General features: G+C 34.6%; 10 protein-coding genes and 2 tRNA genes. 11 read left to right on the top strand and 1 reads right to left on the bottom strand.

What is annotated here, in order from left to right:
- Positions 1-486 precede the first annotated feature (486 nt).
- From rph to yihA, 11 genes are all read left to right on the top strand, one after another.
- Entirely contained in the window at positions 487-1,230 is a 744-nt protein-coding gene (gene rph / locus QQS35_RS14795) for a ribonuclease PH (RefSeq protein WP_285932992.1), read from the top strand.
- A gap of 29 nt (positions 1,231-1,259) precedes the next feature.
- Positions 1,260-1,853, top strand: a complete 594-nt coding sequence (locus QQS35_RS14790; protein ID WP_285932991.1) for an XTP/dITP diphosphatase — start codon at positions 1,260-1,262, stop codon at positions 1,851-1,853.
- Between the two features lie 14 nt (positions 1,854-1,867).
- Positions 1,868-2,383, top strand: coding sequence for a metallophosphoesterase family protein (locus tag QQS35_RS14785; protein WP_285932990.1), 516 nt, complete (start codon positions 1,868-1,870; stop codon positions 2,381-2,383).
- Positions 2,384-2,583: 200 nt separating this feature from the next.
- Positions 2,584-2,657: transfer RNA gene (locus QQS35_RS14780), tRNA-Gly, on the top strand.
- Position 2,658: 1 nt separating this feature from the next.
- A tRNA-Arg gene (locus QQS35_RS14775) sits at positions 2,659-2,732 on the top strand.
- Between the two features lie 230 nt (positions 2,733-2,962).
- Positions 2,963-3,949 (top strand): tetratricopeptide repeat protein, encoded by a 987-nt coding sequence (locus QQS35_RS14770; protein ID WP_285932989.1) that lies wholly within the window; start codon positions 2,963-2,965, stop codon positions 3,947-3,949.
- Between the two features lie 197 nt (positions 3,950-4,146).
- Entirely contained in the window at positions 4,147-5,433 is a 1,287-nt protein-coding gene (gene tig, locus QQS35_RS14765; protein WP_285932988.1) for a trigger factor, read from the top strand.
- Between the two features lie 424 nt (positions 5,434-5,857).
- Complete coding sequence (clpX, locus tag QQS35_RS14760; RefSeq protein ID WP_285932987.1) at positions 5,858-7,135, top strand: ATP-dependent protease ATP-binding subunit ClpX; 1,278 nt, start codon at positions 5,858-5,860, stop codon at positions 7,133-7,135.
- A 162-nt stretch (positions 7,136-7,297) separates the two neighbouring features.
- Positions 7,298-8,965 carry an ATP-dependent protease LonB gene (gene lonB / locus QQS35_RS14755; protein ID WP_285932986.1) on the top strand — a complete coding sequence of 556 codons (1,668 nt, stop codon included), beginning with the start codon at positions 7,298-7,300 and terminating at the stop codon, positions 8,963-8,965.
- A 119-nt stretch (positions 8,966-9,084) separates the two neighbouring features.
- Positions 9,085-11,424 carry an endopeptidase La gene (gene lon / locus QQS35_RS14750; protein WP_285932985.1) on the top strand — a complete coding sequence of 780 codons (2,340 nt, stop codon included), beginning with the start codon at positions 9,085-9,087 and terminating at the stop codon, positions 11,422-11,424.
- On the top strand, positions 11,405-11,986 hold the full coding sequence (gene yihA, locus QQS35_RS14745) for a ribosome biogenesis GTP-binding protein YihA/YsxC (RefSeq protein ID WP_285932984.1): 582 nt from the start codon (positions 11,405-11,407) through the stop codon (positions 11,984-11,986). Before lon ends, yihA begins: the two co-directional genes overlap by 20 nt.
- Positions 11,987-12,027: 41 nt before the next feature.
- On the opposite strand, the gene QQS35_RS14740 is transcribed toward yihA, so the two are convergent.
- The gene (locus tag QQS35_RS14740) at positions 12,028-12,510 is read right to left on the bottom strand and encodes a LiaI-LiaF-like domain-containing protein (RefSeq protein WP_285932983.1); all 483 of its coding nucleotides are present in this window, start codon (positions 12,508-12,510) and stop codon (positions 12,028-12,030) included.
- Positions 12,511-12,709 lie beyond the last annotated feature (199 nt).

The following is a 12,709-nucleotide window of genomic DNA, read 5'->3' as shown; positions in this document are numbered from 1 at the left end:
CCCCACCCTAAAACATTCGCTGTTCCCGTAGGACAAGGAAAGCTACTTGAATCCACATCGCACGATGAAAATCGATTTATATTTTCGAGGAGTCTCCGTATTCTGCCTTCACTTTTAACAGTTCTCCTAATGTATTGATAGATAGCTATTAATATTTAGTGTACTATTCTCACTCGAAAGACAAGTTTACCTAGCGAAGGAAAAATGTGACACTCCTGGGGGAAGAGCAGCTTCCGAAGACCCCACAGGGAACGTTCTTTGTGACCGAGGAGGCTAAGGTGCTGCCCCCGGAAAGGGAGTGTTTTTCCGTAGCGCTGAATTAACCACTCATCTTAGTTAGAATGCAAGGAAGTTACGATATAGTTAATGCGTACTTTATATTAAGAACGAATTATTAACACCTCCTTATGTAAATGACTGTATTAAGTTATATAAATAGGTTAAAAATATGTTACGATAAAAAGGAAATTAAAGGAGGAATATATTATGAGAAATAATGAACGGAAAATAGATGAATTACGACCAATAACAATAGATACAGCATATACAAAACACCCTGAAGGTTCAGTGTTGATATCGATAGGGGAGACAAAGGTTATTTGTAATGCGAGTATTGAAGATCGTGTACCTCCTTTTATGCGCGGGCAAGGTAAGGGTTGGATTACTGCAGAGTACTCAATGTTACCAAGAGCAACAGAACAACGAAATATTCGTGAATCTTCTAAAGGAAAAGTAACAGGACGAACAATGGAAATTCAACGATTAATTGGTCGTTCTCTTCGAGCTGTTGTAGATTTGGATAAAATTGGAGAACGTACAGTTTGGATTGATTGTGATGTGATTCAAGCTGACGGTGGAACAAGAACAACTTCAATAACAGGTGCCTTTGTAGCTTTAGTACTAGCACTTGGCACGTTAATAGATAAAAAAGCAATAAAGGATATGCCTATCACAGACTATCTAGCTGCGACATCGGTTGGTGTACTGCCTGACGGTACAGAGATTTTAGACTTGCAATATGAGGAAGATTCACAAGCACACGTTGATATGAATGTTGTTATGACAGGTAATGGTCAGTTTGTAGAGATACAAGGAACTGGAGAAGAAGCGACGTTTTCACATGCACAACTACAAAAGATGTTAGGACTAGCTGATCAAGGTATGAAAAAGCTTTTTGAAGCACAAAAAGAAGCATTAGGAAAATGGGGAAGTTTAATAGGAGAAAAATAACACGATAAAAGGCAGATAGGGAGATTATTTTGGAAAAATTAATAATAGCAACTAAAAATAAAGGGAAAATGAAGGATTTCAAACAATTATTCTCGAAGTATGGAGTAGAAGTGTATTCTCTTTTAGATCTTGATCAAACAATACCTGATATTGAAGAAACTGGAACTACATTTGAAGAAAATGCTGCAATTAAAGCCGAAACAATAGCAAAACAGTTTCAAATCCCTGTGTTAGCCGATGATTCTGGGCTAGAAGTAGAGGCGCTCAATGGTGAACCAGGTGTGTATTCTGCACGATATGCTGGTGAAGCTAAGAGTGACAGTGACAATTTACATAAAGTGCTTGAAAAGTTAAAGAATGTAACGATAGCAGAACGAGAAGCTAGATTCGTTTGTGTCTTAGCAGTAGCACAACCAAATAAACATACTATTTATAAGCGTGGAGTTTGTGAAGGTTCAATTGCGTTAGAGCCAGTTGGTGAAAATGGTTTTGGTTACGATCCAATATTTTATCCTAAAGGTTATCAAATAACGATGGCACAGTTAACTTCTGAAGAAAAAAATCAAATTAGCCATCGCGGAAATGCCATTATCCAGTTAGAAGAATGGTTAAAAGCATTATAAAGAGAGGGATTTCTATGCCAAAGGTACTAATTTTGAGTGATAGTCATGGACTCACAAAAGAAGTTGAAATGATTAAGAAAAGACATAAAAATGAAGTTGATCAACTCATTCATTGTGGTGATTCGGAATTAGAAATGGACGCTAAAGAATTAGATGATTTTATGAAAGTTGCCGGGAATTGTGATCTTGATAGTCGATTTCCAAATGAGTTGGATTTTTCATTAGAAGATTTAACCTTTTTTGTTACACATGGCCATTTATTTCAAGTGAAATCAACATTAATGCCACTTTCTTACCGAGCAGAAGAGCTTCAAGCAAATGTAATCTGTTTTGGACACTCACACATTGCAGGGGCAGAAGTAGTTAAAAATAAACTTTTTATTAATCCAGGCAGCATTCGCTTACCTCGTAACCGTAAAGAGCATACTTATGCAATATTGTCGTGGGAAACAAAGGGGAACATTACAGTTGATTTTCATGATATATCAGGGGAAAGAATAGATGATTTAACATATCAAGCTAATCTATAAAAGGTTATGGGCTTTGATATAATGTGGTGAAATCGTATTATAATCAAAGCTCACAAAACTTTTTTAATTTTTTATCTAAAAAATATTGACATATTACCGAATAGTTTATATAATAAAACTTGTCTGTTACAGAAGAATGATAAAAACCAAGCATAAATCATATCTTAAATAAGCAATTTTGATAATTAATAAAATAATATGCGGGTGTAGTTTAGTGGTAAAACCTCAGCCTTCCAAGCTGATGTCGAGGGTTCAATTCCCTTCACCCGCTCCATGTCCCAGTAGCTCAGCTGGATAGAGCAACGCCCTTCTAAGGCGTGGGTCGGGAGTTCGAATCTCTCCTGGGACACTTATAATATATGAAAAGACACAATTTATCCTTGTTGTGTCTTTTTTGTATTATCAGAGTTTGTATGTTTAGCGTTATTCTGCGATTATCTTATTACCCTGAAAAGCAGCACAACGATGTGATTTAAATTCTATTATTTAAATACCGACAATATTGATTGAATGTGGAAATTGAGATAAGCTATACAAATATAGGGTTAATCGTACTAACTTAGTTAGGAATGGTGTTAAGTGGATATACATAATAACAATCTGATTTTGTTTCCAAAGTGGAAGTCAACTTTAGAAAATGAAAGTAAAGAGGCACTAAAAGACAAAAGGTATGGAGACGCTCTCCAGTATCTAAATAAGCTAAGTGATTATGATGTTAATTCCCATGAAGTATTAACAGGCAAATTAATATGCTTGATGGAGCTAGGAGAGGAGGAAGAAGCAGAGGAACTTTGTGAAAAATTACTAGATGAGAGAAATGAGCATTATTATGAGTATTTACATATATATTCAACATTACTGTTCCAGGCTAGCAAATATGCAGAAGTAATTGAACTATTAGATAATGAATTAAATGGGCAACATATTCCAGAACCAATTAAAACACAATTAATTCAAGTAAGTGATATAAGTAAAAATCTAAATGCAGATCAAAAAAAAGAGCTAGGAACTCGACATTTATCTAAATTAAAAAAGGCTGTAGATGATGCAGATGTAAGTGCGCAATGGGGCATTATCGAGAAGTTACAATCGATTAACGTTTTACCACAAACGCATTTTATGGAAAAAATGTTAATAGATGATTCGATACACGATATTGTGAAAGCGGCAATCATAGATTTGTTTAGAGTTCAAGGAGTTAATAAACCTGTAGAATTAATTAAATTTAATCAACAAATAACAGTACACCCCTCTGAACTAAGTAGTATTTCAAATGAAACATCAACAAAACAGATTTTGGAATTGTTAGAAGATATTGAACAGGATAACCCTTCTTTATTTGAATTAATTAAAGAGTTATTGTACCGTTATATGTATGTTCGCTATCCCATAATGCCAATTCAGGAATCAATTGTACCTATATCTGAAGCTTTGAATTTACTTGGTTATTACTACTTGCAATTAATGGAATTAGATAACTTAGAAAAAGCAGATAAAAATGTGATTCATTACATAAATGAAATTATTGCATCTGAAAAAGAGTACTTTTCAGTGATAAAAGATTAGTATAATTATTTAACGTTAAAAACAGTTGCATTATTGGGCAATGATCCAATTAAAATATACATGCTTTTTCAAATTGTTGAAAGCGTAGGCGATTATGTTATAATAAAATGGTTGTAAAAAGCGTTCGGCCTAGTATATATGATTGTACATTGAGAGAACGTCAAACATAATGAATATAGATTTTGGAGGGAAATATTATGACAGCAAAATGGGAAAAACAAGAAGGCAATGAAGGCCTTTTAACTGTAGAAGTTGAAGCAGAACAATTTGATAAGGCATTAGATGAAGCATTTAAAAAGGTAGTTAAGCAGGTTCAACTACCAGGATTTAGAAAAGGCAAGGTACCTCGTGGATTATTTGAACAACGTTTTGGTGTTGAATCTTTATATCAAGATGCAGTAGATATCATATTACCAGAGCAATATACAAATGCTGTTCAAGAAACTAGCATTGAGCCTATTGATCAACCAGAAATAGATATTACTCAAATTGAAAAAGGTAAAACGTTAATTTTCACTGCTAAAGTTACTGTAAAGCCAGAAGTTAAACTTGGTGAATACAAAGGATTAGAAGTAGAAGAAGAGAGCGTTGAAGTAACAGATGAAGATGTAGAACATGAGTTGAAGCATCAGCAAGAGCACCAAGCAGAATTAGTAGTAAAAGAAGAAGGAACAGTAGAAGATGGCGATACAGTAGTAATGGACTTTGAAGGTTTTGTTGATGGAGAAGCTTTTGAAGGCGGTCAAGCTGAAAACCATTCTCTTGAAATTGGTTCAGGATCTTTTATTCCAGGATTTGAAGAACAATTGGTTGGAAAAGAAACTGGTGCTGATACAGAAGTAGAAGTTACATTTCCAGAAGAATACCATGCTGAAGAACTAGCGGGTAAAAAAGCTACTTTTAAAGTGAAAATTCATGAAGTCAAAGCAAAAGAATTACCAGAACTAGATGATGAGTTTGCAAAAGATGTCGACGAAGAAGTTGAAAGCTTAGATGAGTTGAAAAAGAAAATTAGAGAGCGTTTGGAAAACCAAAAAGCTACAGATGCAGAAAACAAAAAACGAGAATCTCTAATTGAGCAAGCTTCTAATAATGCTGAAGTAGATATCCCTGAAGCGATGGTTACAACAGAACTTGATCGTATGATTAAAGAGTTTGAACAAAGACTTCAGTCTCAAGGTATGACAATGGATATGTATTATCAATTCTCTGGACAAGATGAGAGTGCATTAAAAGAGCAAATGAAAGAAGATGCGGCAAAACGCGTTAAAACTAACCTTACTTTAGAAGCAATTGTTAATGTAGAAGATATAGAAGCTTCTGAGGAAGATGTGAAAGAAGAGTTAGAATCTATGGCAGCTATGTATCAAGCAAGTGTGGAGCAACTTACTCAAATGCTTGGTGGAAATACAGATGCTATCAAAGATGATCTTAAATTCAAGAAAGCAATCGACTTTTTAGTTGAACATAGTAAAACAAAATAATAGAAAATTAGACATGAATACTAGATAAATAAACAAGGCGCGAGTAATCGTGCCTTGTTTTCTCTACAAATTTCTATTTAAATCAAGTAGTCATATTATCTAATTAGCAAAATAGAGTATTTTTAAGGGCATTAACTACATATACTAATTGTAATCATTTGACTTTTCAGCATCTTTATACATAATTAAGTGTACGTTTATTTATTTTCTAAATATAAACAAATGTATTTTAGAAATAAATAATGGGTAGTTTATTCAAAACAAGATTTGGTAAAACTGATTGGGAGTTCGTACATAAAGTAATAAGGTATTTTACTTTTTAATCACTCTCTAATCTGATATTATGAGCTAAAGAATGATTAGAAATAATGTTGTATGATTTCTTCCTATCATATAGATACTTTTAACTTGAGGGGTGAAATGGATGTATAAATTTAATGAAGAAAAAGGACAGTTAAAATGTTCGTTCTGTGGTAAAAGCCAAGACCAAGTTCGTAAGTTGGTTGCTGGTCCGGGTGTTTATATATGTGATGAGTGTATTGAATTATGTACAGAAATTGTAGAGGAAGAGCTAGGTAATGAGGAAGAAGTAGAATTTAAAGATATTCCTAAGCCACAAGAGATCTGCGATATTCTTAGTGATTACGTTATTGGTCAGGATAAGGCAAAGAAGAATTTATCCGTAGCGGTTTACAATCATTACAAACGTATAAACTCATCAAAAGGCTCAGACGAAGTAGAGCTATCTAAGAGTAATATTGCTATGATAGGTCCAACTGGTAGTGGTAAAACATTATTAGCACAAACATTAGCAAGAATATTAAATGTTCCTTTTGCTATAGCCGATGCAACATCACTTACAGAAGCTGGGTATGTTGGTGAAGATGTTGAAAATATCCTCTTAAAACTAATCCAATCTGCAGATTATGATGTTGAGAAAGCAGAAAAGGGAATCATTTACATTGACGAAATTGACAAAGTAGCTCGTAAATCTGAAAATCCATCTATCACACGCGATGTTTCTGGTGAAGGTGTACAGCAAGCGCTCTTGAAGATTCTTGAAGGTACAGTTGCTAGTGTACCTCCTCAAGGTGGACGTAAGCATCCACACCAAGAATTTATCCAAATAGATACTACGAATGTATTATTTATTTGTGGTGGTGCGTTTGACGGTATTGAACAAATTATTAAGCGACGCCTTGGTAAGAAAGTTATTGGCTTTGGTGCCGATGATGTGAAAGACGACTTAGATAAGGGGCAACTTCTTGCTAAAGTGTTACCTGAAGATTTACTTCGTTTTGGTTTAATTCCCGAGTTTATCGGCCGTCTTCCAGTAATTGGAGCTCTTGAACCATTAGATGAAGAGGCGCTAGTTGAAATATTGACAAAGCCAAAGAATGCTTTAGTTAAACAATATGAAAAGTTATTCCAAATCGACAATGTTGAATTAGAGTTTGAAGAAGAAGCGCTGGTAGAAATTGCTAAAAAAGCGATCGAAAGAAAAACTGGTGCTCGTGGGCTTCGGTCAATCATTGAAAGTATTATGTTAGACGTCATGTTTGAATTACCATCAAGAGATGATATTGAAAAATGTATTATTACTAAGGATACGGTCGTCCTTGAAAATGGTCGTCCAAAGTTAGTCTTAATTGACGGTACAGTTAAAGATGAGAACAAAGAATCACCAAAAGAAAGTGCTTAAAAGTCATAAGTGAAATACTTTATTAAAATGTACAAAAATCCCTTGTTATTGTAATAACAAGGGATTTCACTATATAAAAAATCAGTTACTATAAAAAGGGTTTAGTATATATAATTGCGGAAATACTAACGAGTATCTTACATAAACTTTTGGAGGTACTTTATGGATCTTGTTAGTATAGTAGTAATTATTCAACTATTCTTTGGGATAGTAATAGGGCTTTACTTCTGGAATTTGTTGAAAAACCAAAGAGCAGGTAAAAATACAATTGAAAAAGAATCTGAAAAAGAAATGGAGAAGTTGAGAGCTATGAAAAAGATAGCCTTGACTGCTCCCTTGTCTGAAAGAGTACGACCATCTGAATTAGCTGATGTCATAGGGCAAGAAGATGGGATACAGGCTTTGCGTGCTTCGATATGTAGTGGAAACCCACAACATGTTATTATTTACGGTCCACCTGGGGTAGGTAAGACTGCAGCCGCAAGGATTATATTGGAAGAAGCGAAACGAAATGCAAATTCTCCATTTAGAAAAGATTCTCCATTTATCGAATTGGATGCCACTACAGCTAGGTTTGATGAACGAGGTGTTGCAGATCCACTTATTGGTTCTGTCCATGATCCTATTTATCAAGGTGCAGGAGCGATGGGACAAGCTGGAATTCCGCAACCAAAGCGTGGGGCTGTGTCCAATGCCCATGGTGGAGTTTTATTTATTGATGAAATTGGTGAGTTACACCCAATTCAAATGAATAAATTGTTAAAAGTTTTAGAGGACCGAAAAGTATTATACGAAAGTGCTTATTACAGTGAGGAAAATAAAAACATCCCAACACATATTCATCAAATATTTCAAAATGGATTGCCAGCTGATTTTAGATTGATAGGCGCAACTACACGAATGCCAGAAGAAATTCCACCTGCTATTCGTTCTAGATGTTTGGAGATATTTTTTAGAGAACTGGATCCTGAAGAAATAAATATAGTAGCCACTAGGGCGAGTTCGAAAATTAATAGTGATATAGGTGAAGATGCTTTATCTGTTTTGTCATCCTATGCCAGAAACGGAAGAGAAGCTGTAAATATGATTCAAATTGCTTCTAGTATTTCTAAAAAAGATGGAAGAAATCAAATAACACAATCAGATATGGAATGGGTAGTAGAATCTAGTCGATTATCACCTAGAATTAAACCAGTTATCTATCCTAAAAGTAGAATAGGAAAGGTAAATGGATTAGCAGTGCTAGGACCGAGTACAGGCCATATTTTAGAAATTGAAATTATGGTTTTACCTAGACGGGAAAATGGAAAAATAACGATAACTGGAATTGCTGAGGAAGAGACTATTGGTAGTCAATCCAAGCAAATAAAAAGGAAAAGTATGGCTAGAGGATCCATTGAAAATGTGACTACTTTGTTAAGATCTTTAGGTGTACCTGCACATGAGTATGATGTTCATGTTAATTTCCCAGGTGGGATTCCTGTGGATGGCCCATCTGCAGGTTTAGCGATGGCAATTGGTATTTATTCTAGTATTCAAAAGATACCGGTAAAGTTTGATGTTGCAATGACAGGAGAAATTAGTCTCCACGGTGAAGTATTGCCTATAGGTGGTGTCCTCACGAAAATTAAAGCAGCCAAACAAGCTGGAGCTAGACGCGTAATTATTCCTAAGGCGAATTATCAAGCTATTTGTGATAGAATTACAGGAATTGATATAATTCCTGTGACAACGTTTAAAGAAGCCTTGTCATTGGTATTGGATATGGAAGGTTCAAAAATAGCGGTTAATAATAATTTTCGTTCGGATAAATCCTCGAAGTCTGTTTAAAATATGCATCTAGTTTTACAATTGCATAACTTTTCATTTAATATTAGTAATCACATGGATTATCGATGAAGCATGATATGTGGAGGCATTTATATGCTCTATATTTTGGAGGTGCAAGAATGACGGAATCAAATAAAATACAAATTCCACTTCTACCTTTAAGGGGAATACTTGTATTCCCTACAATGGTACTACACCTAGATGTGGGAAGGGATAAATCAGTTAATGCATTAGAGAAAGCTATGATGGATGATCATACAATTTTCTTGGCAGCACAAAAAGAAAGTGGGTTAGATGAGCCAGATGCAAAAGACATTTACCGAATTGGAACATTAGCAAAAGTAAAACAAATGTTAAAATTGCCTAATGGAACAATACGTGTACTCGTAGAGGGAATTCACCGTGGTGAAATCATACAATTTGTTGAGGAAAAAGATCAATTTTTAGTTGAGGTACAAGAATTTAAAGAAGTTCATGGTAATAAAAATGAAGAAGCGGCTCTCATGCGATCTTTATTGGAGCAATTTGAACAATACATAAAGATATCAAAGAAAATCAGTCAGGAAACGATGGCTACTGTTTCTGATATTGATGAGCCTGGAAGACTAGCTGATATTATTTCTTCTCACCTTTCATTAAAATTAAAAGATAAACAAGAATTGTTAGAGACAGAAGATGTAAAAAAACGTTTACAACAATTAATTAGCTTTATCACAAATGAAAGAGAAGTGTTGAATCTAGAGAAGAAAATTGGTCAACGTGTTAAGAAGTCAATGGAAAAAACGCAAAAAGAATATTATTTAAGAGAACAAATGAAGGCGATTCAAAAAGAATTGGGAGACAAAGATGGTAAATCAGGTGAAGTTGCCCAATTAAGAGAAAAAGTAGAGAAAGCAGAAATGCCTGAACGAATTGTTAAGGTAGCCTTAAAAGAGCTAGACAGATATGAAAAAGTTCCACAAAGTTCTGCTGAAAGTTCTGTAATTAGAAATTATATTGACTGGTTGTTAGCTTTACCATGGACAAAAGAGACGGAAGATAATCTAGATATAAATCATGCTGAGGAAACATTGGACGAAGACCATTATGGCTTAGAAAAGGTGAAAGAGCGCGTATTAGAGTATTTGGCTGTTCAAAAATTAACGCAATCATTAAAAGGTCCTATCCTTTGTTTAGTCGGTCCTCCAGGTGTTGGTAAAACATCGCTCGCTAAGTCTATTGCCCGAGCAATCAATCGCAATTTTGTAAGGATTTCACTAGGTGGGGTAAGAGATGAAGCTGAGATAAGAGGACACCGCAGAACTTATGTAGGTGCAATGCCTGGAAGAATCATTCAAGGAATAAAAAAGGCAGAAACGATAAACCCGGTTTTCTTGTTAGACGAAATTGATAAGATGGCAAGTGATTTTCGTGGTGATCCGTCTTCTGCAATGCTAGAAGTATTAGATCCAGAACAAAACAGTAATTTTAGTGATCATTTTATTGAAGAAACGTATGATTTATCAAAGGTAATGTTTGTTGCTACTGCAAATAGTCTAGGTTCGATACCCGGACCACTACTAGATAGAATGGAAGTAATTTCAATTGCAGGTTATACCGAATTAGAGAAATTGCATATTTCGAAAGACCATTTATTAACAAAGCAAATAAAAGAAAACGGGTTAACGAAAGGTCAACTTCAAGTTAGAGATGAAGCTCTTATTAAACTAATTCGGATGTATACACGAGAAGCGGGTGTTCGAGGGCTTGAACGACAACTAGCTTCCTTGTGTCGCAAAGCTGCTAAAATTATTGTTTCTGAGAATAAGAAACGTGTAGTTATTACTGAAAAACAATTGGAAACCATGCTAGGAAAACCTAGATTCCGTTATGGAATGATGGAAGAAATAGACCAAGTAGGTGCAGCAACTGGACTAGCCTATACTGCAGCAGGCGGAGATACTCTTTCTATAGAGGTGAGTCTTTCACCTGGAAAAGGAAAACTAACGTTAACGGGAAAATTAGGCGATGTAATGAAGGAATCTGCACAAGCTGCCTTCAGTTATATACGTTCTCGTGCAGATCAATTGCACATTGACCCAGACTTTCATGAAAAGAATGATATTCATATTCATGTACCAGAGGGTGCGACACCAAAAGACGGTCCATCAGCAGGTATCACAATGGCTACTGCATTAGTTTCAGCATTAACTGGAAGAGCTGTTAGAAAAGAAGTTGGTATGACAGGGGAAATAACACTTAGAGGAAGAGTGTTACCAATTGGTGGATTAAAAGAAAAATCATTAAGTGCACACCGAGCGGGTATTTCAACGATTATTATCCCTGCAGACAACGAAAAAGATTTAGAGGATATACCTGAGAGTGTTAGAAATGAACTAACATTTATTCCGGTGGAACATTTAGATAAAGTATTAGAGCACGCATTAGTGGGGGAGAAACATGAAAGTAACAAAAGCTGAGATAGTTATAAGTGCCGTTTCAAAAAAACAATATCCATCTGATCTTATACCGGAAATAGCACTAGCGGGTCGGTCAAATGTTGGAAAATCATCCTTTATTAATAAGATGATAAATCGTAAGAGCCTTGCTAGGACTTCTTCTAAGCCAGGTAAAACGCAAACTCTTAATTTCTATAAGATTAATGACGTATTTCATTTCGTAGACGTTCCTGGTTATGGTTATGCCAAGGTTTCTAAAACAGAACGAGAAGCATGGGGGAAAATGCTAGAAGAATACTTTGTTGAGCGTGACAATTTGAGTGCGGCAGCCTTAGTTGTTGATCTTAGACATAAACCCACTGCAGATGATATTACGATGTATAATTTTCTAAAACATTATGAATTACCTATCATAGTAATTGCTACAAAACTTGATAAAATCGCTAAAAATAAGCGAGAAAGTCATGTACAACAAACGAGAAAAACACTAGGTTTAGCACCGGAAGATATTGTTGTTCCATTTTCGTCTGAAACAGGTGAAGGTAAAGATAAAGCTTGGAAAGCAATCGAACAATTTATTTAGATTTTGAATGGTAATGAAAAATAGCAACCAAAGATTGGTTGCTATTTTTTCTTGAAAAGTAAATATGCTCCAGCAATAATTAGTACAAATGGCCAAAAATTTTCTAATAGATCAACGATTTTATTAACCCATCCAAACCATTCAGGTTTATCTGTAACAAAAATGGCAAATAAAGAAATAATGAATAGGATTAATCCAGGTATTAGTCCATTTTTGGTTTTTTGAAATCGAATAAGGAATCCAATTGAAATGATAAAAGGGTAAACACCCCAGTGATCAATCCAGAATGAATAGTGATTTAGGCCATGGAAATGAATACCTAATCCAAAAATTATAGTTCCTGGGAATAAATTTTTATAATCTTTGGATATATAACTATGTAAGAGGAAAGATAGACCAATAATAATAAAAAGTGTTGGCCAAGAATAAAAGTCAGTGAATATCGGTAAGCGTAATTGTTTTAACAAGAAGTAAGTACCGATACCGATTAATAAAAAAGCGAATAAATTATGTTGTTTTTTCATCGACAACTCCTAGTTTATAATTATTATTAATTAGTACTAATTTCTTGATTGTATAAATTTAATGTGGTAAAGTACATATATGTTTAAAACTTGAAATCCAAGAAATTATATTGATTATCTTATCATAGATGTTCGAAATCTGTTCATATTTTATCATAAATAAATGTAATTCTCATGTTATAATAGGACAGGTGTAAAT

The sequence above is a fragment of the Aquibacillus rhizosphaerae genome, assembly GCF_030282825.1.
Classification (GTDB): Bacteria; Bacillota; Bacilli; order Bacillales; family Amphibacillaceae; genus Aquibacillus_C; species Aquibacillus_C rhizosphaerae.
This window is presented reverse-complemented; position numbering and strand designations above follow the sequence as displayed.